The sequence below is a fragment of the Neobacillus sp. NPDC097160 genome (assembly GCF_044762155.1).
Taxonomy (GTDB): Bacteria; Bacillota; Bacilli; order Bacillales; family Cytobacillaceae; genus Neobacillus.
On record NZ_JBIWDU010000015.1, the window covers coordinates 145,599 to 166,601 of the forward strand.

23 protein-coding genes, 1 pseudogene and 1 other annotated feature are annotated in these 21,003 nt (G+C 36.3%); of the genes and pseudogenes, 3 read left to right on the forward strand and 21 right to left on the reverse strand.

Features of this window, described 5'->3' with window-relative positions; genetic code table 11:
• Nucleotides 1-196: 196 nt before the first annotated feature.
• The 14 genes from ACIQXV_RS20810 to ACIQXV_RS20875 form a co-directional block, all read right to left on the reverse strand.
• Complete coding sequence (locus tag ACIQXV_RS20810) at nucleotides 197-772, reverse strand: pyridoxamine 5'-phosphate oxidase family protein (protein WP_402961749.1); 576 nt, start codon at nucleotides 770-772, stop codon at nucleotides 197-199.
• 52 nt (nucleotides 773-824) lie between these two features.
• Nucleotides 825-1,039: a binding site (T-box leader), on the reverse strand.
• A 327-nt stretch (nucleotides 1,040-1,366) separates the two neighbouring features.
• Complete coding sequence (locus ACIQXV_RS20815; protein WP_256242800.1) at nucleotides 1,367-1,606, reverse strand: glutaredoxin family protein; 240 nt, start codon at nucleotides 1,604-1,606, stop codon at nucleotides 1,367-1,369.
• Nucleotides 1,603-1,932 (reverse strand): bacillithiol system redox-active protein YtxJ, encoded by a 330-nt coding sequence (gene ytxJ / locus ACIQXV_RS20820; protein ID WP_256242808.1) that lies wholly within the window; start codon nucleotides 1,930-1,932, stop codon nucleotides 1,603-1,605. The genes ACIQXV_RS20815 and ytxJ overlap by 4 nt, the downstream gene beginning before the upstream one ends.
• 516 nt (nucleotides 1,933-2,448) lie before the next feature.
• A complete protein-coding gene (locus ACIQXV_RS20825) occupies nucleotides 2,449-3,189 on the reverse strand; it encodes a reverse transcriptase domain-containing protein (RefSeq protein ID WP_402961751.1) in 741 nt (246 codons plus the stop codon).
• 40 nt (nucleotides 3,190-3,229) lie between these two features.
• A complete protein-coding gene (locus ACIQXV_RS20830) occupies nucleotides 3,230-3,778 on the reverse strand; it encodes a reverse transcriptase domain-containing protein (RefSeq protein WP_402961753.1) in 549 nt (182 codons plus the stop codon).
• Nucleotides 3,779-4,507: 729 nt separating this feature from the next.
• Complete coding sequence (locus ACIQXV_RS20835; RefSeq protein WP_402961755.1) at nucleotides 4,508-5,143, reverse strand: FMN-dependent NADH-azoreductase; 636 nt, start codon at nucleotides 5,141-5,143, stop codon at nucleotides 4,508-4,510.
• 178 nt (nucleotides 5,144-5,321) lie between these two features.
• Nucleotides 5,322-5,471, reverse strand: a complete 150-nt coding sequence (locus ACIQXV_RS20840) for a hypothetical protein (RefSeq protein WP_402961757.1) — start codon at nucleotides 5,469-5,471, stop codon at nucleotides 5,322-5,324.
• A gap of 1,006 nt (nucleotides 5,472-6,477) precedes the next feature.
• Nucleotides 6,478-7,167, reverse strand: coding sequence for a hypothetical protein (locus ACIQXV_RS20845; protein WP_402961759.1), 690 nt, complete (start codon nucleotides 7,165-7,167; stop codon nucleotides 6,478-6,480).
• Between the two features lie 179 nt (nucleotides 7,168-7,346).
• On the reverse strand, nucleotides 7,347-7,847 hold the full coding sequence (locus tag ACIQXV_RS20850) for a DinB family protein (RefSeq protein WP_402961761.1): 501 nt from the start codon (nucleotides 7,845-7,847) through the stop codon (nucleotides 7,347-7,349).
• 471 nt (nucleotides 7,848-8,318) lie between these two features.
• Entirely contained in the window at nucleotides 8,319-8,891 is a 573-nt protein-coding gene (locus ACIQXV_RS20855) for a hypothetical protein (RefSeq protein ID WP_402961763.1), read from the reverse strand.
• Between the two features lie 199 nt (nucleotides 8,892-9,090).
• Nucleotides 9,091-9,456, reverse strand: coding sequence for a VOC family protein (locus tag ACIQXV_RS20860; RefSeq protein ID WP_402961765.1), 366 nt, complete (start codon nucleotides 9,454-9,456; stop codon nucleotides 9,091-9,093).
• A 58-nt stretch (nucleotides 9,457-9,514) separates the two neighbouring features.
• Complete coding sequence (locus ACIQXV_RS20865; RefSeq protein ID WP_402961766.1) at nucleotides 9,515-10,273, reverse strand: CPBP family glutamic-type intramembrane protease; 759 nt, start codon at nucleotides 10,271-10,273, stop codon at nucleotides 9,515-9,517.
• Between the two features lie 89 nt (nucleotides 10,274-10,362).
• On the reverse strand, nucleotides 10,363-11,073 hold the full coding sequence (locus ACIQXV_RS20870) for a hypothetical protein (protein WP_402961768.1): 711 nt from the start codon (nucleotides 11,071-11,073) through the stop codon (nucleotides 10,363-10,365).
• 79 nt (nucleotides 11,074-11,152) lie between these two features.
• Complete coding sequence (locus ACIQXV_RS20875) at nucleotides 11,153-12,376, reverse strand: MFS transporter (RefSeq protein WP_402961770.1); 1,224 nt, start codon at nucleotides 12,374-12,376, stop codon at nucleotides 11,153-11,155.
• A gap of 118 nt (nucleotides 12,377-12,494) precedes the next feature.
• Between ACIQXV_RS20875 and ACIQXV_RS20880 the strand changes: the two genes are divergently transcribed.
• From ACIQXV_RS20880 to ACIQXV_RS20890, 3 genes are all read left to right on the forward strand, one after another.
• Complete coding sequence (locus ACIQXV_RS20880; protein WP_402961771.1) at nucleotides 12,495-14,273, forward strand: ABC transporter substrate-binding protein; 1,779 nt, start codon at nucleotides 12,495-12,497, stop codon at nucleotides 14,271-14,273.
• Nucleotides 14,274-14,913: 640 nt separating this feature from the next.
• Nucleotides 14,914-15,834, forward strand: coding sequence for a DMT family transporter (locus ACIQXV_RS20885; RefSeq protein WP_402961773.1), 921 nt, complete (start codon nucleotides 14,914-14,916; stop codon nucleotides 15,832-15,834).
• A 102-nt stretch (nucleotides 15,835-15,936) separates the two neighbouring features.
• Nucleotides 15,937-16,572: a LysE family translocator gene (locus ACIQXV_RS20890; protein WP_402961775.1), complete on the forward strand. Its 636-nt coding sequence runs from the start codon at nucleotides 15,937-15,939 to the stop codon at nucleotides 16,570-16,572.
• A 313-nt stretch (nucleotides 16,573-16,885) separates the two neighbouring features.
• Here the strand turns inward: ACIQXV_RS20890 and ACIQXV_RS20895 are convergent.
• From ACIQXV_RS20895 to ACIQXV_RS20925, 7 genes and pseudogenes are all read right to left on the reverse strand, one after another.
• Nucleotides 16,886-17,356 (reverse strand): annotated as a pseudogene (locus ACIQXV_RS20895) (isochorismatase family protein); the annotation flags it as partial.
• A gap of 134 nt (nucleotides 17,357-17,490) precedes the next feature.
• Nucleotides 17,491-17,955, reverse strand: coding sequence for a DNA topoisomerase (locus tag ACIQXV_RS20900; RefSeq protein ID WP_402961799.1), 465 nt, complete (start codon nucleotides 17,953-17,955; stop codon nucleotides 17,491-17,493).
• On the reverse strand, nucleotides 17,925-18,215 hold the full coding sequence (locus ACIQXV_RS20905) for a DUF3991 domain-containing protein (RefSeq protein WP_402961776.1): 291 nt from the start codon (nucleotides 18,213-18,215) through the stop codon (nucleotides 17,925-17,927). Before ACIQXV_RS20905 ends, ACIQXV_RS20900 begins: the two co-directional genes overlap by 31 nt.
• Complete coding sequence (locus tag ACIQXV_RS20910; RefSeq protein WP_402961778.1) at nucleotides 18,197-18,610, reverse strand: hypothetical protein; 414 nt, start codon at nucleotides 18,608-18,610, stop codon at nucleotides 18,197-18,199. The genes ACIQXV_RS20905 and ACIQXV_RS20910 overlap by 19 nt, the downstream gene beginning before the upstream one ends.
• Nucleotides 18,611-18,662: 52 nt before the next feature.
• Complete coding sequence (locus ACIQXV_RS20915) at nucleotides 18,663-19,208, reverse strand: hypothetical protein (RefSeq protein WP_402961779.1); 546 nt, start codon at nucleotides 19,206-19,208, stop codon at nucleotides 18,663-18,665.
• A gap of 463 nt (nucleotides 19,209-19,671) precedes the next feature.
• Nucleotides 19,672-20,220: a GNAT family N-acetyltransferase gene (locus tag ACIQXV_RS20920; RefSeq protein ID WP_402961780.1), complete on the reverse strand. Its 549-nt coding sequence runs from the start codon at nucleotides 20,218-20,220 to the stop codon at nucleotides 19,672-19,674.
• Nucleotides 20,221-20,425: 205 nt separating this feature from the next.
• On the reverse strand, nucleotides 20,426-20,842 hold the full coding sequence (locus ACIQXV_RS20925) for a Rossmann-fold NAD(P)-binding domain-containing protein (protein WP_402961782.1): 417 nt from the start codon (nucleotides 20,840-20,842) through the stop codon (nucleotides 20,426-20,428).
• Nucleotides 20,843-21,003: the final 161 nt, after the last annotated feature.

The following is a 21,003-nucleotide window of genomic DNA, read 5'->3' on the forward strand; positions in this document are numbered from 1 at the left end:
TGTTAGTCGAAAATTAAATTAATGTTTATAAAAACATGTTTCAATATTAGTTTCGAAAAAATCCTTTAATTATCTCTACTAATTCCTTACTTAAAATTAATTTCATTCTTTAACAAATCTGCCCGTTATCTAAATAACTTCAACAATAAAAGCGTTAATCCTTCTTCGATTAACGGACAGTTTAGTGCAACAAGGATTATTTAACATTATTAAAGTTAGCTAAACTTTCTCCAATCGGTGTAACTATCCCATCCATACTTATAGAATTCTTCTTTTTACGATATTCCTCTAAGTCTTGTTCACTTTTATTGGTAGCCCATTGTTGAAGAGTATCTCTTTCACCATCGTATGAGTAGAACGGTACACTAAATCCACATGATGTTTTTACTGTTTCAATCTTTGCATGAATAATTTGTCGAGCACCAGGAAGTATGTCAAAATGTTTCGCCATATCAGTCCATTCTGGTGTGCCCGGTAATATCACATTACCGCTACCATAAAGCCTTAAAATCATAGGAGGTCCTTCAAAAGCTAAGAACATAAAAGTAATTCTACCGTTATCTATTAAATGTGCACTTGTTTCATTTCCACTACCAGTTAAATCTAAATAAGCTACCTCATTTGAGGAAAAAATTCTTAATACATCATGACCTTTGGGTGAAATGTTAACATGACCGTCAGCTGTTAGAGGTGCTGAACCAACGAAAAAAATCCGTTGTTTTCTTATAAATTCTTCGTGTTTTGGAAGTATTGATGAATAAACAGTTCCCATAATAAATTCCTCCTCATCTAACAAATGTTAAAATTAAAAAGCCTACCATCTCATAAGAGACGATAGGCTTTACCTTCATGGTACCACTCTTGTTGATTTGCTATTACACAAATCTACTTTATAACTGATTACGGGAGTCAACCGTTAAGACTTACATATCAGCCTTACCACTCATGGGCGAGTTGGGGACTTTATTGACTGTCTTTCACCAACCGACAGCTCTTTATACAATAAACATTCCTTAATACTCCCCGTCACCATGTTATAATATTTGTAATTTTCTTAATTTTAATATACACTACAAGCAAAGTCAACCTATATTTCACCATTTCTTCTTCAACTAAAGGACAGTTAGTTTAAGTACAATCCTTCACAATCTCATCTATATTTTAACTTAAATACCTAGTTTTCATTAATGGTGTTATTCAACAATCTGGACCGATTGCTGAACAAGCAGGGATGGAGAGCACCGATTTAGCCACAAACTTAACTTTTTATATATACCATCTCCCGTCTCCTGGTCAATCCCGAAGGGATAGGTTACTTTTGGCGCACTAAAAAAGCCATGACTTTACATCATGACTTTGGCTAACTTTACTTTTCAATTGTTTCTAGAAGTTCTTTTAATTCGGGATTAAAGCCTTTAATTGCTTTATCTCCAACTACTGTAACAGGTACACCCATAAAGCCAAATTTTTCGACTTCCTGTTGATATTCCACACTTGACATTACGTCTCTTACTTCAAATGAAATTTTTTCCTCTTCTAGCATTTGTTTAACATAGTTGCATTCTACACAACCAGGCGTGGAATAAACGATGACTTGTTTGCTCATGCGTTCAGAGCCTCCTTGATCGAATCTCTTGTAATTTTCCAATGAGAAGTATTCCAAGAAACCTTTCCATCATCAAATAGCAAGATTTGTGGAGATTCATGTTTAATTTCAAATTCTTCAGCAATATGATTTGATACAGGTCGATCTTCTATTACCAAGACCATTGCAGCAGAAGTAGTTTCATTTTCATTAACAAATGATTGAAATTCTTCATTCGCTTTGGCACTGATTGGGCAAGTTGTACTATGTTTTAATAACAAATGTTTCCCAGGTTGTTGAACAAATTCATTTAATTCTTCAATACTTTTAAGTTGTTTTATTGACATCATCCGCACCATCCTGCTTTTCAATATATATTATCGTTCATAAATTTATCATAATGGAAGATACTTTACTAATGATGTGACTCGTCCACATAGGAACAACCCTATTAACAAAAACGTATGACTATTGTAAAACACTGCTATTAAAAGGATTAGACTTTGTTAAATTTTAAATTTGATTATGTAAAGTAACAGTAATGTTATATAATTTTAAACCTCAAATACGTATAACCCCGTTCTGATTTTAAGACGGGTTAAAATTAAGTTGTTTAATTTTTAATGTAAAACACTTTACTGCACTTAAAATATAACAATAAAGTCAGTTAAAACCAAGTGATCTTCCCAATCGCGCCCGATTGCGGAAGATCGAAAAATTTAAAAGAGCTTCAAAAATTAACCTTTAATTATTGTGCTAGTCGAGTAGAAGGGAGCCTTTCTACCTTTCGGTAAATTGTACTCCACCCCCCTCACAGAACCGTGCTTGCGCTATTAACGCACACGGCTCCTCCTAGTTATCATTTACAGAATGTAGCTAATCTCTTTTCTTAAATCGTATATATTCACTTTTATTCTTGGTGATGGAAGTGGATATTTATTAAGAAATAGACTGAATTTATCCCATGTAAAGGATTTCCTTTGGCTTCTTCTATTGAGCCATTTAAACAATAACTTTTCGATTTTGTCTTTGAAGTTGTTAACAATTTGGGTATTATCAGTGATGCAATAATAGTTGTAATAACCTATTAGCGAGCGTTTAAATCTATCCATAATCATATGAATATCTTTACTTCTATTACTCTTCAGCCATTCTTTCGTTTCTTTTAGTTTACCTTGTACTTTCTTTCTGCTTGATTTCCGTTTTACTCGAAATTTCCCTTGTTTACTTTTTCCACAATAGTGTGTAAACCCAAGGAAATCAAAAGTTGCTGGTTTATTTCTCCCCTGTTGATTTGCATTTTGTTCCGCAAACCGCCCGAAGGGAATAATTTTGGTTTTATCCTCAGCTATTTCTAAATTAAATTTCTTTAATCTCAACTTTAAAGAATGGAAGAATTGCTCGGCTTCACTTTTATATTGAAAACAACAAACAAAATCATCTGCATATCTCACCATGTATGCTTGACCCTTGCAATGTTTCCTAACCCTTTTCTCAAACCACAGGTCGAGGACATAGTGTAGATATACATTGGCTAATATCGGAGATATTACTCCACCTTGCGGTGTGCCATTGTCTGTCTTGTATTTCTTACCTTCCTCCATGTATCCACCTTTAAGAAACCTACCAATTATTCTTAGTAAGTTAGGGGTCAGCGATTCGCAGTTTCAAGAACTCCATCATCCATACGTGGTCAACGTTGTCGAAGAATCCTTTAATATCTACATCTACTACATAATTCACTGACCTCTTTTCAATATAGTGGTTCAGTATTTTCAAAGCATCGTGGCAGTTACGATTAGGACGGAATCCAAAGGAACAGTCTAGAAAGTCATTTTCATAAATGGTATTTAGTATCTTTGTAATGCCTTTTTGAACAATTTTATCTTCATGTTCCGGTATTCCCAATGGTCTTTTCTTGTTTGAATTGAGCTTTGGAATATACATTCTCCTTACTGGAACAGGACGATAACTTTTGCTTTTAAGCCTACTTACTAAATCCTCTATGTTTTCTTCTAAACTTTCACCATATTGCTCTTTAGTTGTACCGTTAATCCCAGTTGCCTTCTTATTGGGTAGTTCAAGATGACATTGAACTAATGCTTCCTTATTTAATAGATGTGCAAGAGATGTAAATTTCATTTTAGGTTCAGATTTTGCTAATTCTGCTATCCTTAGTAGTTTTGTTTCCATTTATTATACCTACCTCAGTGTGTAGTAAATGTGTCCCTAGTAAGGGTGATAACTGGAAGCTAGCCTTCCCTCCATCGGCATTACCCAACTTCATTGGTACTACGCTGCTATCCGACTCCCCACACGGCATTTGGTATCCTTGCTTATTATCGCTTGTAGACCATACTCTTCTAAAAAAAAATGAAAAGACCGGTGGGGTCTCCCGAGTTGCCGCATCATATCAATGTATAACGTGCCAAGGTCTCTGACTCCAGAGAGGTTTTACCCTTCTTGCCTTTAACGAAAGATAAAATGTAGCTTTCTGCTGTGCGTAACGCATCAGCCCTCTCGGTTTACTAACATTTTGGAGCTCAATCCCTTCAACCATTTGGCTTTCGGCCCGCTACCTAACTGTCTACGCTTAAAGACTAAAGTTACCTTTAGTCCTCCAAGACTCGCTACGAGCGAATGGCTAGTTCTTACTCGACGGGAATCCCACCCGCTATATGATACGACCTAGGCTCGGCCGCACACGCACCCTTTACTTTAAGTACAATATTTCACAATCTCAACATATTTTGAGAAGTGATAATTGTCTCTCTAATAATTGTTGTATAAACCTATTCCATATTTTTTTGTGCTGTGCAATAAATAGCTTTTTTTGTATTTGTTCTTGTTCTTCTTAAACATAATCACTTGTTTTTGAACAGCCTAAAAAAAGAGCCAACGTCCGTTGCTCTTTTAGTAAATTTAAAATGTATGGGCTAGATCCTTAGCTCGTGCAATTGCATTAGCCTTAATTTCATGTGCTTTATCAGGCATAGCATTATGTCCTTCGATAAATAAACCTTCAAAAGAAGGAACACCAAAGAAATTCATAATCACATTTAAGTAGCGATGCCCCATTTCTACTTCAGCAGCAGGTCCTTCAGAATAAATACCTCCACGAGCTTGGATATGAAGTGCCTTTTTATCTGTTAGTAGACCAACTGGCCCTTGTTCAGTATATTTAAATGTTTTCCCTGCAACAGCAATAGAATCAATATATGCTTTCATTATTGGAGGGAATGACAAATTCCATAAAGGTGTTACAAATACATATTTATCTCCTGATATAAACTGTTCACTTAATTCATTAAGTCGTCCTACTTTTGCTTTTTCTTCTACTGAAAGCTCCTCAAATTCTTTACCAGATTGAAGTTTTCCCCATCCGCTGAAAACATCTGTATCCAGATGTGGGATATTCTCTTTATACAAATCAATATGAACGATTTCATCATTTGGGTTTACTTCTTTGTATGTCTCAATGAATGCTTTTCCTGCTGCCATACTGAATGACTGTGTTTCATCATGTGGATGTGCTGTAATATACAATACTTTTTCCATTTTTTCACTCCCTTTCTTCACACTTATTTTGTGTATGAAATAAAAATATATACTTTAACTCAATTTAATATAATTTTGAATTCTAGGTAAAGTAGATAAAATTGTTTAGCTAAAGCAGATGATCTGCCTAAGAAAATAAAAAGGTGTGCTTTGATTAGCAACACCCATTTATGTAGGATTATTCAGTTATATGACTCATATAAGGATTTCCACTTATATTTTTTCTCATTTCATCTGTTAACTCAAATACTTCACTGTTAGTCGCTTCACTTTTAAAATCATCGATGTTTTGGATACTTCCATCATAATGTAGTGGTTTATTTTCCATATAACTTCACCTCCAATTGTATTATTATATACATTATTTTACTAATCATTTACCTCTATCTATTTTTTTCTGATAATTTTGTCCTTTAATTTGAAGGGTATGCTCCACTTTTTATTATGTAACATTCAAAAAAAAATACCCTATTTCTTGTGCTAACCTGTTCGTTTGTTCAATAACTCAACTCAAAAAAGATGTATAAATATTAGTATATATACATCTTTTCTATAAGAAATAATTCATAAGAATAAAAAACAATTTGTCCCATCATATACCAATAAATATGAACCCTCGTCTGGCTAAACATCATTTTTTCGGATTTGGTCAAATTGTTTAGCAGATTCTGGACATCTTTCCCCAGCAGCTTTTGGATATTTTGAGGTAGCTAAAACAGCTCTTTTTTTAAAAGTTTTTGCTATTTTGGATTCGCCGATAAAATTGAAAATTCGCCGATAAAGTGGTTAGATTCGCCGATAAAATCGTAAATTGGCCGATAAACTTACAAAAATCGCCTATAAATCAGGTTAACTAGCTAATACGTATAATTTTTCACCATATTAGTGACTTTTTTGGAGCGGAATGGTGGTTTATAACAACATTCTTTACGAAAACAGCCTATTTAAAAAAGATCACCCTCTAAACGAAGGTGATTAAGCCATATTTAATGCTCTTATTGATATGTTAGCTCGTGAGTTGAGTTGGTGTCATTTGTTAAAAGGTGTCAGGGACCGATAATTTTTATTGGTATTGGTTTCCTTTCGATTTTTACTTAATAATACCTAAAGAGTCGGTTCTTAATCCAAAACTCTTGCACCCGTGGAACAAGCAACTCCTCTTCAATTGCATAAAATGGTTGAACTGCGTAAATCCTTACTCAGTTTAGAACGGCTTTAGCTAGATAAGAAAAGCCGCAAATATGGCAGCTTGATAATCACCAGATAAGTACAATGTTTCACAATTTCATGGAACTAAAAGCTAGAGTTTGAAAAAGCTAATGTTTGTATTTTTATTACTCGTATTCTTTTGTTTTTGCAAAATCTCTATCTGCCAACTTCATTTCTCCTATACTTCGGTATGCAATGGATCTAGCCAAGTATGCTCTGGATATCCCCCGCCAATTCTCAATTGGTGCCAATATTTCAAGGGCGTTGTTCGAAAATTCAATGATTTCTTCCGGTGTGGTTTCGGTTATTCCTTTATTCCCAAGATCTGCTTTAATAATCCAGTACCACCCTCGTCCTTGAATGCAGTCATAGTTGTCTCCCTGATCAAAGAGCTCTTTTGCCTTCTCAAGAAAAGACAATCCTTTGGAAAGATGCTTGTTGGATATTAGAGTGACTCCTTCAGAAAATATACTTTGTGCAATGGTAGCAGCATATCCAGATTGTCGAGCAGCCTCAGCTTCCATTTCACTGTATCTTGGCGCTTCGGCGGCTTGTCCCAATGAACGATGCATATTCCCTTGTCTAAAGTGGCATTGCGCTAATACGCCATAAGCACTGTTAACATCCTCACTCGACAGTGAGTCTAATAAATGTTTAATTTTCATTTCAATCATATTGTAGCCCTGAAGGGCTTCACGATATTGGTCATTTTGTTCAAAAGTAATTAGGATTTCTTCCATTTTCTTTTCCAGTAGTTTAATTTCATGACTAGGCATTCCCTGAAGTATTCCTCCTTTATCCAGCGCTAGATTCATAATTTAAAGCACGTTTGGTTACTCTAATGCAAATATTCCTCCACAAATCATCACAAAACAAAGTGATCACATCAATATGTGAACGCTCCTCTAACAATTTTAATACAAGTTTTTCTCCTATACTTCATTACGATTTTGCATGTTGAAATGCGACCATTCTTAGTGAATAATCGCACCCGTTACTTAAAAAGCCTTTGTTCTAACCTATCCTTTTGACGCAAGTGATGGCGAAAATGCATACCAACCAAATCATACCATTCCCTTGCATTCAGCCAGCCGAACCCCCCATGCTCGACTTTATAATTTGGGTTTATATTTTCTACTTTCGATTCCCATTGGCTCAACCTTAGAATTACCTGATCCATTCTGCTAATAAGGTCATCCTTGCTATCCGAATTATTAGGTGGGGAATTTAGTTCATCCGGCAATTTTATTTTAATTGGTGGAAACCCTCCAATCTTATATAAATGCTCACCAAACTCCGTTTTTCCAAGGGGTTGTTTATCATTTAAGGTAGCACATGTTTCCATATTATCAAGATACTCATGGGTAACGAGAATTAAATGGTCATACATTTGCCCAATAGACCAAACCCCTTCTTCCGATATATATCTTAGCTGTTCCAATGAATAATTTTGAAGCTCGCATTTGTAAGTATGAATCAGTTTGAGTTCACTCATTTTCATTACTCCTTTGTATTATTAACTAAAATTTGAGTTTTTGTATTTTTTGAGTATATTAATAATTATTCGGTATTCGATTACATATACCTTCTTCAACCCTGCCCGTTAGTCGATTAAGAAAGGGGCTGCCGCAGCAACTCTGATTTTCAACTCTTGCACCCGTTAGCCATCCATGCAGTAGTAAAATCATTGCTGCACCACAGAGAATGAAAATGGATAGGAAGTGTAAAATACTGTTACTGACCTTAATCCAGTCAGCCCTATTTCATAGACTTATTAATTAACGCTCTCCTCTTTTTTTTACCGATTGAGCAGGGTCTTCTTAAGCATTGTCATTTTTCTATTCTTGAAGAAACCTATTTTCATGGTAGTTTAAGTGCAATATTTCACAAAGAAAAAAGAACTTTCATTTAATGAAAGCCCTTTTTGTGGCTTAGAGTAAAGGTTCTAGTTTCTTTAATAACACGCTTAGTTTTTTACACATTTGATAGGATCAATTCTGATGGATTCCCAATTTCCTTCAGAATCCTTTTTATATTGAGAAATTAATACATCTGTATCATTTGTTAATTGATAAAAGATAAACAGATAATCGGCTCCATCCGTACCAATATAATCAATGGTTTTGACGTAACCATCTTGTTTAGTAGGCAGCTGCTTTTTTATTAATTTGCACCAGTTTCCATACATAATACCAACGACTGCTTCAGCATCGTGCTGCCAGAGATGATAGGGTGCACATAGGAAGTCCTCTCCGTACAATTTCATCTGGTCAATTTTATACAGGTTTTGAACTTTTTTTAATTGGACATAGCCGTAATAATAAGCAAAATAGGTGACACCTTTTGATGAGCCTTCGATGCTTTCTAGCTCAATGAAATAAGGAACAATGCCTTTTTCATCAGGAAGTCTGTTCATCTTAATTAAATTAATATGTCCAATTCCAGCAAACGATTGAAGATATTCATTATAGGAAACCCTTTTATAATAGTCTTTAGTAAAAAAGTTATAAGCAATTGGAAAGGGCAACTCCCTTGTCAAGAACATCCAATTTTTTGATCTCTATTATGAAAAAAACTACAAAGAAATTAAACTCCCTGCAACATTAACTCGGACTCCTGATGAAACTGTTTTAAACTACTTTAGTATTTTAAGAGAGGCAGAAAACCTCACTCAAAACCAGTTGGGTGGGTGCGGAACTGTGGGGATGGCAAATATTATGTACTGTTTCTACTCACCTTCATTTTCCAACTAATACAAACACATTGCCATCAGGCGCCTCCATTACTGCTACATGTCCAGATTCAGTTGCAAAAGGAGGTCTAATCCATCGGATTTCATCGTTTTTGCTTAATTTTCTGTGTACTTGGCGCACATCTTCAACAAGAATTTCAACTTCTGTAAATTTATTTTTGGGGTGGTTACTTAGCACAAGTTCAGAACTTTCTTTTTCAGGGAATTTTAACCCTATTATTGCCCAGTTAAAACCATCATCCAAGATTCGTTCGATCTTCCAATTTTCCGTTAAACCCATTGATGTGTAAAATGATAAAGATTTTTCTATGCTGTCTGTATGAATACAAACGCACTCCAGTTTTTTAAACATCTGGTACATCTCCCCCTACTTTTATATAGGAATTACGCATCAAACGGTTCCTAAGAATTTACGAAATGGAAAGGATAAAAACTCCTAAAACAACCGATACATCCATTATCCAGTGAACAATCATTATTGGAACAAGCCTTCGTATTTTAATGTATATAAAACCAACTACTATTGAGAGAGGGATAAAGCAAATAGCATGCCAAATCATATACTTTACATCATCAAAAAGAATTGGCAATGTTAAATGCTGAAATGCAAGGAAAAAAGCCGAAAACGCAACAGCAAGTAATTTCGACTTCCATATTATCTCAAGCCTGGGAAAGCAATAGCCCATATAAGTGGGTATTTCTACTAATGCATTTGTAATGGGAAAGAATATCAAAGCAATAATTCCCGCCCATAATGGTAAAGGCAATATCATATTATCCGGTAGAGTCGGGCTACCGTACATGAAGTAACTAACTGCAGACATCCCAGCAAAACCCAATCCCCCACCAATTGGGAGAACCCACAAGACTCTTTTTAGATCCTGCTTAAACTGCTTTTTCTCAATATTAATAAGATCCAAATAACTTTTTCCTTCTCTTCTAACAAGAGCTGATAATAATAAAAACATTATTATATTAGTGATGATCGCAAAAAAAGGCCACCAAGCAATGGATTCTTTCCATGTAAACCCTAAAAGATAGATAAATAGAACTTGAACCATTCCAAACAAAATTGTCCTTGCAGGGAGAAGCATTAACGGTAAATTTAGTAGTGGATTTTGAGTATCCATTATAACCTTTTGCCCAGCCTTAACTTGCAATATTCCCATGCATTTAACCTCCAAAACCTAGGATAAAAGAAATATTTCCCACTACTTTATTTTACATAATATTCCGAAAAATACAATCTACACAATAATCAGCGCTGGGTCTTCCGGTTTACACCAAGACTTGATTTTCCAGCACGATTAACGGGTTCCCATAGAAATTTCTTTTCAATAATATAAATAATCAGCGCATTTAGAAAATAAAAGAAAAGCAAAGCACCTGCAGTTAAATTCGTGGTAGGAGGTTTAGTTCCCCAAATGGAATTCCAGCATAAGACGATAAGAAATACAATGAAAAACAAGAATGATTTTTTGCTTTTTTGATTTTTTTGGACAACTTTGTAATAGATGAATGCTCCGACGATCAGCAGGATTGTTTCGGTTAGAAAAGTTCCGAGAGAGCTGTGATATAAACCGAAACCAATTTTATGAGAATTTGCCCAAAGAGGTAAATCATGAATATGAACAATCGCATCAAGGATCCAATGAGAGAAAACGGCAATTGCGAGAATGGCTGCCTTCTTTCTTTTCTTGGTATCTTTAACTGAAGAGAATACGAGAGTTAATACAAATACTAGCGTTGACCAAAACAATGCACCTAAAATACTGTGGGTAAAAGGCATATAATATAAATTTAGTGGATTTGCTGTATGAAGATCGATTTCCGCCTTTTCTATACCCAGGAAAATGAATAGGGACCATAAAATGTCTACAAATTGTACAGCTAAAAACAATTTCCACATCGCAATAGAGGTATCCGCTTTTTTTAATGCCAGACTAACTGAATAATGGCCAATGAACATGTTTAAATCTCCCCTTCAAAGCCTTTTTTAAATGATATTCTCGTATGATTCCGAAAAGTGGCTGGAAACCGATATTGGATCATTTCGATTTCCAAAGCAAGGTCTTTGTAAAAACAAAGAAAACAATAATGTTTAATACCGCTGAACTGAGAAACACCGAAGTCGACCCCCACCAATTGATCATCCAACCAGAAAAGTACATCGTAGCAGGCATGCCGACCCTAAACATTGTTCCGGTGATTCCGCTGATCCTGCCGATTAACTCTGCCGGTGTCTGTTCAAGCCTGAATGTATAAGCACTTACCGAATATAGAGCTGTGGCAAATCCGGCCACAAATAACGAGATTGCAAGCGTAATGACCTGATTTGATAGATACATCCCCGTATAGGCCAGGGCGTGAATAATGGCCGAGCCTCCAAATACGAATCCAAGACCGAATTTCTGCCTGAATTTACTCACAAAAACGCTCGCTGCCAGTCCTCCGATCCCCGCAAAGGACATCGTGGCCGCAACCGCCGAAGAACTCATTCTTAGTTCATCTTTAGCGAAAAAGACAGCAGTGGTACTTACAACAGCCATGCTGCAGTTCAAGACTAAGATGAACATCGTCATTTGCCATAACGGCTTATTTGCCCGAAATGAGTGCCAGCCTTCCGAAAGATCCTGCAAAAAGCTGTTTGTTTTCACGACAGCAATATCCCCCTGGTGCGACGAAAGCTGAGTCAGCAGAAAAAAACAACTAGCGTACGCAATAGCGGTGATCAAAATTCCATCGTACAGGAATGGCAATAGTAAAATGAGACCAGAAATGACCGGACCCATTACGCCAACAAAGGTTTCAATAAAAGAGAATTTGGCGTTTGCTGAAGTCAAATGATGAGATGGCACATTTAACTTTGTAAGACTTACTTGAGCGTTGAAATATCCGTAGTTGCATGTCATCAACAAAAAACCGATGACGTAATAGGGATAGAGAATTTCATTGTTCGTCTTAATCAAATAGCCCATGGTCACAAGCAAGAGAGCTTGACAGCCTATCATCCACATTGCCCATTTTTTCTTATTGACCCTGTCAACAATTACGCCAATAAAAACGCCAAATAACAGATTAGGAAGCAGTTCTGCCGTCCTCATCGACGAAACTGCGACAGAGGATTGGGTCATTTCATAAATAATCAAAGGAAGCAACAGCTCATAAATCTTATTTGCTATACTTAAGATAAACGTGGAAATGACCAGTGTTGTAAACGACCTGTTTCGCCATATACTTACTGGACTATCATTAATTAATGGTAAAGACATTTTAATCACCCCTTATGATTGCTTACATAAAGCTTACATAAGAAAAGCGAAGTTAAAAATTGAAATTAAACAGGAATTTATTTCGGGTTTTTTACTGAAGAGATGGAGGGCATAAAGGATGAGTGAATTAATCACCGATTTTATGGAGGTTAGAGATTTTTATAAGGATGAGCAAGACAATAAACCCTTCCATGTTACGATGGATGAGCTCTCTTCCATTCTTTTCTGTACTGCCAGAAATACAAAATTCATTCTTAATAAAATGATTAATGAAGGCTGGATTTCGTTTATCCCGGGCCAAGGCAGGGGGAAAAAATCCACTCTCATTTTTCTTAAGGCAAAAGATGAAATTCTATTTGACGAGGGTATCAAACAAATCGAGGAAGGCTATATTACAGCCGCGTTAAATCTCATAAGCAGGTACGGATCACCTCCCCTTCAGAAGAAAATCCTCCTTTGGTTAAGCGAGTTTTTCGGATACGAAAAACAAGGAACAGGTCCTGATTTTACTGAAATCATTCGTTTTCCGGTGTTTCGAACGATCAATGCACTAATGCCTGATGAGGCCTTCTTTGATTTTGATGCTCACCTGGTGAAACAAATTTTCAATACTTTAGTCACCTATGACCAAATACAAAATAGGGTAAACGGTTCACTGGCACACTACTGGGAGGCCAATGCTGACAAAACGGTCTGGACTTTTTTTCTAAAGAAAGGTGTTCTGTTTCATCATGGGAAGGAAATGGAAGCCTCTGATGTCCAATATACTTTTCAGCGTTTACATAGACACGATTATGAGCAAAGCTGGCTCGTATCGAATATCAAAGAAATCCAGGTTATAGATAAATACACCGTTCGATTTAACCTGGAAAGCACAAATGAATTATTTCTTCAATTTCTGTCTTTTCCTTCCCTGTCCGTTGTGCCGACTGATATGGTAAACGATGAAAAGCTGCCTATAGGGACCGGACCGTTTCGAGTGGCTAATTATCACCCAAACCAATGTATTCTGGAAGCGAATCCATCCTATTTTGAAGGAAGGGCTTTTATTGACAGAATAGAAATAACCAATATGCCTAAAGTCTTTTTGTCCGAAAGCAAAGATGAGCACAACATCTTTCTTAATACTGGAGATCATGATTCTTACAGCAAAAAGCCTGCATGGGAAGAAATGAAAGATACATACGCGGGCAGCACCCTAATCACCTTCAACTTAAACAAACCGGGCCGTCCACAAATCAATAAGAAGTTCAGGCAGGTGATGGATCAACTAATCAATAGAGATAATATGATCAGCGTCCTGGGATCACCACGAAAGCATCCTTCATATGGATTTGAACATAAACATTCCCAACCACTGAAAAAAGCTGTTAACAGTCCTAGTGAAATACAAGCTTTGATCACCCAAACAGGTTATGATGGAGAACCGATTCAGCTTTTTACGTACGATCGCCATGAAAAAGACGCCCTCTGGATCAAGCAGGAATGTGCACAATATGGCTTTCATGTATCGGTATCGATAGTGGGATGGAAAGAAATTCTGAACCAAGCCGTCATCCATCAGGCTGACTGCATTCTCTTTGAGGCTGTATGGGGCGAGAATGAATTATCAAAGATTGAACTCTATCAATCCGGGTTCAGTTTTTTAAGAAACCACCTGGATAAAGCAAGTGTTCAAGCCATTGATGAAATAATCGAGAAGATCTTAAAGGAACGTGATCCTATAAAAAGAGATCAGCTGTTTGACCTCGCCGAAGAATTAATTAAAGCAGAAACGCTTGTCTCTTTTCTGGTACATAAGGACATCGATACAACCTTTCATCCATCCATCCGTGGGGTAAAATTTAATCCCCGGGGCAATATTGATTTTAAGGATCTGTGGATTAAGCCGATTTAAAGAAAAAAACCGGCGGCTTCTCCCACGTGGGAATCCGCCGCTTGAATGCCCCAACCGCCAGCCCAGGTACCGCCATTCTCTGACGGTGGGATCCCTTTTGGAAGAAAGACTAACCTATGTCGAATATGGTTCAATTTCAAACTTTTATTTGTTTAAATGACTACTCTTACTTATGCCAAACCTCTTCTTCACTGACTTTGTTTTGAAACAAATGATCTAATCGATCAAATACTACATAACGGTTAATAGTTCTTTCTTGCTTTAATGCCATAAGTAATCAATCCTCCTATCTAAAATTCTTCAATTACTTTATTTTGAAATTCATCATCGACAAAGGTTAGACTATCGCCAGGAATTCCTAAGGCTCCTGAAAAAATGTATTGCCAGGAAATCACTCATCTTTTATGCCCTCCGAGTTCTTCAGAAAAACCCGAAATAAATTCCCGTTTAATTTCGATTTTTAAATTCGCTTTTCCTATGTAAGCTTTACTTAAGCATCCATAAGGGGGGATTAAGAATATGTTGGAATTCCATTTAGGGAATCCTCCTTTTTACTGAACCTCACGGACTAAATCTCTGATAATCCACGTCCAATGCTTCGGTGAAACAGCTCATAGCTAACATCGAAAGGGTGATCTCTGTGTTAAATGACAAAAAGCAAAACAAAGGGGAGCAGGAGCAATATAAAACCAAGCTAACGAGGGAAAGTTTAGGATTATTTTATGGATCGCTCGGTGTCCTCGGTTTTAGTCTAACGCTACCACTTACCAGGTTTGCTGTAAGCTTTTTCGGTGCAACTATTGTTGGTCCAGGGCGTGCTCTGATTGCGATGATTATTGCGATTGCAGTTCTTTTATTCCGAAAGGAAAAAATTCCACCCAGGAAAGAATGGGTAGGTATTGGAATTGTAGGCTTTGGAGCTATTCTTTCGTTTCCATTTTTGACTTCCTGGGCAATGGTACGGGTCCCAGCATCCCATGGCGCTGTTGAATTGGCTCTTCTTCCTCTAGCTACAGCGGGCGCCTCTGTATGGAGAAATGGCGAAAGGCCATCACTATCCTATTGGATTGCCAGTCTTCTGGGGGCATTAAGCGTACTAGGCTATGCTTTCAGCACAGGATTAGGAAGAATCCATTTTGCCGATATAGTTCTTTTAGCTGCCGTTGTAATAGTCGCAGAAGGGGGAAGACTTTCTTTAATTATAGGCGGATGGCAAGTGATTGCATGGTCTTTAGTAATGTCCAGCCCAGTTATTATTTTTATTGTTATAACAAACCTCCCCCCAAATATTACGGATGCTCCACCAATGGCATGGTTAAGTCTGATTTATTTAGGTGCAGGAAGCCAGTTTCTGTCCTTTGTAGCTTGGTATAGCGGATTAGGGCTTGGCGGTGTTGCCAGGGTCAGCCAGGTTCAATATTTTCAGCCGTTTTTCACTATCATTTTTTCATATGTACTGCTTGGTGAAGAACTTTCAAAAGCTACTGTATTTACAGCTATACTTGTAATGGTCATCGTCGCTATAGGAAAGAAAACCAAGATTGGAAAAGAAGTACAATAAGAAATATAAATCTAGAAAACTACCATTTAATGGCGGAAGATGATTTCTTCGGAGCACAGACACAGGAACTCATATAAATATTAAAAAAAGGAGTTTTGGTAAATGTTTGGAATTACTAATTATGGTGTATTTCTTCTTTCTGCCCTTCTTCTAAACCTTACGCCTGGAACGGATACGATGTATATTTTAGGCCGGAGTATTTCCCAAGGCAGAAAAGCGGGAATTTATTCAGCTATGGGCATCACATTAGGTGGATTGGTCCACACTTTGCTTGCTGCATTCGGTTTATCCATAATCTTAACGAAATCAGTTTTGTTATTTATGATCATAAAAATTTTAGGAGCTGTTTACTTAGTCTACTTAGGCATAAATATGCTCTTGGCGAAAAAAGCACCTGAGAAAGATGGTTTGAATAACCAGCAAAATATACCACTTAAGAAAATATTCTTTCAAGGTCTTCTTACCAATATAACGAATCCGAAAGTGGCATTATTTTTCCTGGCATTTATACCTCAATTTATTGATGCTAATCATTCAAGCCCTTTGCCTTTTCTTCTATTAGGCCTGACATTTTGCTGTACCGGAGGTTTGTGGTCTCTCGTTGTAGCCAATTTTTCTTCTATATTTACAAAAAGATTAAGAAACAATACCAACATTGAATTTATTCTAAACAAAGCTATGGGGTTTATTTTTATCGCAATGAGCATAGCACTTCTCAAAACTAAATCAATGGATTAATTTGATGCTACTTCTATGAATGCTGCTTCCGCCCTTCATAACGCTGCATCATGCCTTTCCATTAGCGAACAGTGTCTGTCACTGTTCGCTCATTTTGGTGTAGCTTTAAAATAAAGTTTGATCTAAAATACCTCGTAAACCAATATGTTACGGTTAAATACAAAGAACCCATTTTGAAAAAAGATTGATCGAAATGGATTCTTCTTCAGTAGATTTAAGTTTTATTTTTATAAAAAAGTTTGATCATTTTCTACCCTATGTTGTTCAGCAATCGCACCCGATTGGTGAAGATCAAACCAGTGCATATTGCCATTTATCGATAATCATTATGATTGGGTTGAAACAGATCTTCATTTGCGCTTCTAACCACTGAAAAATTATCAACATTGTAATGCCCATGAAGGGTTTCATTATGATGGCTGATGATCTGTTCGGAAGTTAAACTTTGAGAATCTGTCGTTGAATGACCATCCCCTACTAAGGTGAAATCAAAACCACTAACGGTTGCTGTTCTAACCGCTGTATCAATACAATGCTCTTTTTTGCATCCCATAATGACGAGATGCTCAACCTTGTTATCTTGTAAAAAACCCAATAACGGAGTCCCGTAAAACGAATTCGTTGCCTCTTTATCAAATACCTTTGACATCCGGGGGATATCTATATCTTGGTGGACTTCGAATCCTTTACCTTTGCCTTCAGAAACATCTTTATCTCTTATGAAAACAACTAAACTATCCGAGACTAATGCCTTTTTTACCACTAAATTAATATTATCCAGCAGGTGAACAATACAACTGGAGTTTAAGGGTCAAGAGAAAAACCCTATATTAATACAGGGTTTTATCAAACTTTGTTTTAAATTATTAATCTTTTTTATAAATTATTGAACTCTTTTACAAATTATCAAACTTTAATTTAAATCAACATCAATTGGTTTTGATGATCCGTCACCTTAGAAGGGTCAACAAATGAGGATTCAATCTTGTACCCTTTAGAAATAATTTTATTTACCCATTCATGACCAGAATGTTTTTCTAAAAGTGCAGGAAGCTCAGAATCATTCGCAATATATTGCGAACCGGTCCGAGGATATGTAACATATTTCTTTTCATACAGAGCTTGTGTAGTGTTCAATGTATCCTGAAGTTCATATTTTTGCAATTTATCAATAAACTCCTTGCCGGCACTATCATTGTCTACACACAAAGTAATCGATTCAATATCCCGGCCATTAGCTTTCAAATCCTTCAGAGCATTATTAAGTATCTGGAAGAAAGTCTGTTGTTTTAATCCATCCAAACTAATTAACCGGCAATTCGTAAGCTTAGTTCTATTCAGGGATAGATAACTTAATAAATCAATCGGTGCTTCAAAAAATATAGCTTCTCCGGGTACCCTCTAGTAATGTTGAAACCACTGTTAGTAGCTTCTTTGGTGGTAGGCAAAACTTTTTTGAAATAAGGACGATCCTCATGTAACCTTTTCTCTTCCGGAATTTCTCTCGTTCCTTGCAAATTGGCTCCGATTAATTCTCCATTCTCTTTCCATTTGAATACCACATTTTTATAAGAGTCTTCCTTGATTAAGTCTGCATTGATGAAGGCCTGGACTAAATCGGGATCTATTTTTCGCTCGTGCACCAGGTACTTAAAAACATTTTCGGTAGAATCGACTCATTTACATCATAGTTAAACTTGCTCGGATATGTTGGCTCTGGCGCCTTGAAGTTAGAAAGGTCTTGATCCCCCAAATCATCATTAATCTTTTTTACTGCATATTGAAAGGGAAGGTTATAGACATTCATTAAATAGGTGACTGCGTTACCTGAAACATTTCTACTATTCCAGCTAAAATAATTTTTCCTTGAATTGACCACTAAGCTATTATGATCCTTATGTCTGTAAAAATTATTCCCTTCATTTTTTAATGGCTCCCCAATAGATAATAAATAATCTAAGATATTGATATTATTAGCTCTATCTTTTTCTTCAGCAGAAACAAACACTGTTTCTTTGTTTTCTTCAGCAGCATGCACCGAAAATCATCCCCTTTGTTGTAAAGTAAAATAAAAGAAGCTAAGTATTAACCTAGCTTCTTTGAGTTGCATTTGAAATCATTGATACAAAGTTCTCCATGTAACTCTTCACATCATTTAAAATTGGAACTGTATTTCCTAAATCAGTATAATAGATACTATCAAGCGTTATAATGACGAATCCAAAGATAAATTTGATAGAGCTACTACTATAAAATGGATAACGATTTATTCTTTTCTTTTTAACAGCACGATAGCGTTCTTCTATTTTGGATTGCTGTATGACTTCCTTTTCTTTTTGTCTGGCTTCCTTCCCTATTTCTTTTTCCTGCTTTAGTCGTTCTTTTTTCAGTTCCTCCATAAAATCGATTTTCGCAAGAACAAGTTTTTCTTCAATATCAACCTCATTATTCAGAACCTTTACCTTTTCTTGTTTTCCAACTCCGTCTTTATCAAGATAGTTTTTCAAAAGCCAATAAGCCCTTTTAGTGCCCTTTATAAGCCCTTTAGCACTAACCTTTACGAATCGTATTGATAGGCCCTTTACATCCTCAAGATCATGCTGCTGAAGCTTTTCTTTTAACGTCAGTTTCCGCATAACCGTTGTTGTTTGGAAATTGTCTATTGGTAAAGGGGAAGATTCATCAAGTTCTGTATGTTCTTTATAATCAATAAGTTCTTCTACATTATGGGCTGAATTTTACATCCAATCTTTTATGGATTGAAATTCCTGAACCACCTTAATAATGCAGGAATTTTGCTGCACAAAGAACTAAGGGTGACAGAGGTTACGGAATAATAGCAAACAAAATGGTAGCGTTAGCTTCTCGGCAGAAGGAATTCTTATAAGTGGTAAGTACTCGGGATTATGGGTTATCCTTCCCCTTTAGTTGAGAAAAAAAAAGATGGGATCTCTGTGGAATCCCCTCTTGAAGTAAAGCCCCCTTTACTTTAAGTACAATCCTTCACAAACTCACAAATCGGTTGAATAAGAAAATGGCATTACCCCATTGTTGAAGTAATGCACCCGTTCTTTGAAGAAACACTTACTTTTTCACTTCTCAACCTAATACCCAATCGCTGACCTTAATCCTCCAAATCATATGATCATATCCTTTGTCCCAATAATCCTTTAACATATAATTAGGGTCTCCAAATTTCTTTTTCCAGATTTTTTGTGCACTAATATATCCACTATCTAAACAAAATTCTTCTATACCTTTACTCTGTAAAGTAAAATACATTGTATTCAATAGCAAATTCCCTACCCCCATTCTCTGGTAGTCAGGATGAACAAATACTGTACCTACCTCAATTAGCTCTTTGAAAGCGTTGTTTGTACTATTACATATGAGATCACTTGCTGAACCATATTCAATTGAACCAATAATTTTATCACCATCTAAAGCAATCAAAAAATATCGTTTCTCACCATTGCTTTCAAAATCACTTTCTAAGTACTTTTCCTTAACTTCGACTTCATCATTTATATCATTCAACCTCTCCCCTAAACCTTCTTTAATAAAGGTATCAGTAATCACTATTCTAAAAAAAGAATTTAACTCTTTTATGTCCTCAGTTCTTGGCCTTCTTATCTCCACTTTATCCACTCCAAAACTCCTCCTAACTCCTATTCACTTCCACACTATACTTCAGTTATCCTTCTTCAAGTATCCTGCACCTTTAGTTGAATAACAATAATGAAAATGGACTGCCGAAAGAGCCCATTTGTTGTGTGACTTAAGCACCCGATAGTTCAATATAATTTTTACCGCTTGAAATGAAGTTAGGAATTCCCTTACCGAGCTCACATACTTATTTTTTTAGTTGGTTGCTTTCAATAATAGGATTAGAATGACCGTTTCTTGCTACTTCAATCATGGCTTTTCCCAATTGTTCAGATGTAATGACACTGTTCAGTTTCAATAGTAATGGATTCAAAGGCTTCATTACATCATAAAAAAATTGGTACATTTTTGTTTTTGATTTCACACCATGCAATGGAATGATGACACTTGGACGAAACATATAAGCCGCCTTAAATGGAAGATGCAATAAAGCATTCTCGGTTTTTCCCTTCACTCTTGCCCACATAGTGCGCCCTGTTTCGGAACTGTCCGTCCCGCTTCCTGAAACATAAATAAATGTGATTTGAGGATTCAATCTTGCTAAAGTTTGGGCAACTGATAGCGTGATATCATACGTTATTCTTGTATATTCCTCCTCCTTCATACCCGTAGAAGATACTCCATCAATGAGATTGATGATCCACAAGTATTAGCTGGAATGGCAAAAAGAAGTATGAAAAAGAAAAAGGATGATTTGGAACGTGCCTTATTCGGATCTGTCGGACTCCATCAAAAGATGATGTTAAAAACTCAGCTTTCACATAT

Bases quoted from the DNA above. Each gene is read 5' to 3' on its own strand.
- ACIQXV_RS20810 (WP_402961749.1), bottom strand. From the start codon at position 772: ATGGGAACTGTTTATTCATCAATACTTCCAAAACACGAAGAATTTATA.
- ACIQXV_RS20815 (WP_256242800.1), bottom strand. From the start codon at position 1,606: ATGAGCAAACAAGTCATCGTTTATTCCACGCCTGGTTGTGTAGAATGC.
- ytxJ (WP_256242808.1), bottom strand. From the start codon at position 1,932: ATGTCAATAAAACAACTTAAAAGTATTGAAGAATTAAATGAATTTGTT.
- ACIQXV_RS20825 (WP_402961751.1), bottom strand. From the start codon at position 3,189: ATGGAGGAAGGTAAGAAATACAAGACAGACAATGGCACACCGCAAGGT.
- ACIQXV_RS20830 (WP_402961753.1), bottom strand. From the start codon at position 3,778: ATGGAAACAAAACTACTAAGGATAGCAGAATTAGCAAAATCTGAACCT.
- ACIQXV_RS20835 (WP_402961755.1), bottom strand. From the start codon at position 5,143: ATGGAAAAAGTATTGTATATTACAGCACATCCACATGATGAAACACAG.
- ACIQXV_RS20840 (WP_402961757.1), bottom strand. From the start codon at position 5,471: ATGGAAAATAAACCACTACATTATGATGGAAGTATCCAAAACATCGAT.
- ACIQXV_RS20845 (WP_402961759.1), bottom strand. From the start codon at position 7,167: ATGAATCTAGCGCTGGATAAAGGAGGAATACTTCAGGGAATGCCTAGT.
- ACIQXV_RS20850 (WP_402961761.1), bottom strand. From the start codon at position 7,847: ATGAGTGAACTCAAACTGATTCATACTTACAAATGCGAGCTTCAAAAT.
- ACIQXV_RS20860 (WP_402961765.1), bottom strand. From the start codon at position 9,456: ATGTTTAAAAAACTGGAGTGCGTTTGTATTCATACAGACAGCATAGAA.
- ACIQXV_RS20865 (WP_402961766.1), bottom strand. From the start codon at position 10,273: ATGGGAATATTGCAAGTTAAGGCTGGGCAAAAGGTTATAATGGATACT.
- ACIQXV_RS20870 (WP_402961768.1), bottom strand. From the start codon at position 11,073: ATGTTCATTGGCCATTATTCAGTTAGTCTGGCATTAAAAAAAGCGGAT.
- ACIQXV_RS20875 (WP_402961770.1), bottom strand. From the start codon at position 12,376: ATGTCTTTACCATTAATTAATGATAGTCCAGTAAGTATATGGCGAAAC.
- ACIQXV_RS20880 (WP_402961771.1), top strand. From the start codon at position 12,495: ATGAGTGAATTAATCACCGATTTTATGGAGGTTAGAGATTTTTATAAG.
- ACIQXV_RS20890 (WP_402961775.1), top strand. From the start codon at position 15,937: ATGTTTGGAATTACTAATTATGGTGTATTTCTTCTTTCTGCCCTTCTT.
- ACIQXV_RS20915 (WP_402961779.1), bottom strand. From the start codon at position 19,208: ATGCGGAAACTGACGTTAAAAGAAAAGCTTCAGCAGCATGATCTTGAG.
- ACIQXV_RS20925 (WP_402961782.1), bottom strand. From the start codon at position 20,842: ATGAAGGAGGAGGAATATACAAGAATAACGTATGATATCACGCTATCA.